Source organism: Microvirga sp. P4_G7, assembly GCF_056401005.1.
Map to the genome: position 1 here is coordinate 1 of NZ_JBFUKD010000578.1, position 2391 is coordinate 2391.

General features: G+C 62.2%; 1 protein-coding gene. It reads right to left on the reverse strand.

The features are described 5' to 3' along the window. Window positions 1-2330 (reverse strand): DUF4082 domain-containing protein (locus tag AC1DT3_RS18165; RefSeq protein ID WP_477466630.1); only part of this gene is annotated, 2330 nt, incomplete at its 3' end. Window positions 2331-2391 lie beyond the last annotated feature (61 nt).

Here is a 2391-nt window from a genome sequence, read left to right on the forward strand (position 1 = left end):
TTGAACAGCACATCGACGTAGTAATTCGTGGACTGGTAACTGCTCGTCGGAAACAGGCTCGAGCTGCCGTAGGCGAACACGCCCGCATTGGTCGGTGCCGTGAGTGGACCACTAGTAAGCGGGCTGGAGAAGAAGTTGGTGGTGTCCGAATAATGACCCGTGCTGGTGTGGTACGAGGCCACGTAGGTCGTTCCCGGCGTTACGGCGATCGGATTTGAGAACGTCGCAGTTTGCCAACCCGTTGCGGTTTCGTTGTTGAACGTCGCAGTGGCGAGGGCCTGGCCGGTGCTCGACCAGAGCGTTCCGGTATGCGGACCTGTGTTTCCTGCGCCCTTGTAGAACTGGATGCCGCTGATTGTTCCTGCCTGCGAGGCCACGAACTTCACGCCCAATTCGACAGAGCCCGTATCGGAATCGCTCGCGACGGCAGGTGTGGCCGTGTCGGCGAAGAGGCCCAACGGTGTCGAGCCGGGCGGCACGACCGAAAGGCTGACATTGGCAGAAGACGTTCCGCCTTTTCCGTCGGAAATCGAGTATGTGAACCCGGCCGCGCCCGTGTATCCCGCATCCGGCGTGAACAGGATTTGCGTGCCCTGTGCGTTGAGAGTGGCGATGCCGTGGGACGCCGCACTGACACCTGTAACCGTCAAGACATCGCCGTTGGGATCGCTGTCGTTCGACAGCAAAGTGGACGTCGCGATCGATTGCGGTGTGTCGCGCAGCAATGTCGGCCCCAGGTCGTTCACCGCAACAGGCGGCAGTTCTCCGAGCGGGTTGAACATGACATCGACGAAGTAATTCGTCGCCTGGTAGCTGCTCGTCGGGAATAAGCTCCCGCTGCCATAGGCATAGACGCCCGCATTGACGGGCGCCGTCAACGGCCCGTTGGTGACCGAAGTCGAGAAGTAGTTCGGCGTGTCGGAATAATGCCCCGTCGTGGTGTGATAGGAGGCGACATAGGTCGCGCCCGCCGTGACCGTGACGGGATTGGAGAACGTTGCAGTCTGCCAACCGCTCGCCGTCTCGTTGATGAACGTCACAGTCGCAAGCGCCTGGCCGGTGCTCGACCAGAGCGTGCCGGTATGGGGGCCTGTGTTGCCAGCGCCCTTATAGAACTGGATGCCCGTGATGGTACCCGCGGAAGAGGCTTGGAACCGCATGCCGAGTTCAACCGATGCAGTATCGGCCGCACTGGCGACGGCGGGCGTCGCCGTATCGGAGAACATGCCGAGGGGGGTGGCGCCTGGCGCGACGACGCTGAGCGACACGGTAGCGGAGGAAGTGCCGCCATTGCCGTCCGAAATCGCGTACGTGAATCCCGCCGCGCCCGTATATCCCGCGTCAGGCGTGAAGACGACGGCGGTGCCCTGTGCATTGAGCACGGCAGTGCCGTGAGAAGCGGCGCTGACGCCGGTGACGGTCAAGGCGTCGCCGTTCGGATCGTTGTCGTTGGAAAGCAGGAAAGCGGTCGTGATCGTTTGCGGCGTGTCTCGCGTCACCGTCGGGCCGGTATCGTTGCTCGCGACCGGCGGTTGTGCGCCTCCAGCGGTAAACAGGACATCGACGAAATAGTTCGTCGCCTGGTAAGTCCCTGTCGGAAACACGCTCGAAGCGCCGTATCCGAATACGCCCGCATTCACTGGGGTCGTCAGCGGGCCCGTGGTGATCGCCGAGGTGAAGTAGTTCGGCGTATCGGAGTAATGGCCTGTCGTCGTGTGGTACGACGCGACATAGGTTGCGCCCGCGGTGACCGCGACGGGGTTGGAGAAGATGGCCGTCTGCCAGCCGCTGGCAGTCTCGTTGACGAATGAAACCGTCGCGAGAACCTGACCGGTGCTCGACCAGAGGGTTCCCGTATGCGGGCCTGTGTTGCCGGCTCCCTTATAGAACTGAATTCCGGTGATCGTACCAGCGGTCGTCGCTTGGAATTTGACACCCAATTCGACAGACGCGGAATCCGCGGCACTGGCTACGGATGGCGTTGCCGTGTCGGGGAAAATACCCAGGGGAACAGCCCCAGGCGGCACGATGTTGAGCGTGACGTTGGCTGACGACGTGCCGCCATGTCCGTCCGACACCGTATAGGTGAATCCCGCTGACCCGGTATAGCCAGCCTCCGGCGTGAACAATACCGCAGTGCCCTGCGCGTTGAGCACAGCCGTTCCATGCGTCGCGCCGCTGACACCTGTGACGGTCAGAACGTCACCATTCGGATCGGTATCGTTGGCCAGAAGAGAGGCGGTAGTGAGGGACAGCGGCGTGTCACGTGCGATTGCCGGTCCGGTATCGTTGAGGGCGACCGGCGCCTGTTCGGAACCGGGCGCGAACATCACGTCGACCCAATAATTTGCGTTCCCCCCGCTGAGCGATGGGAAGATTCCGTTCGCGCCG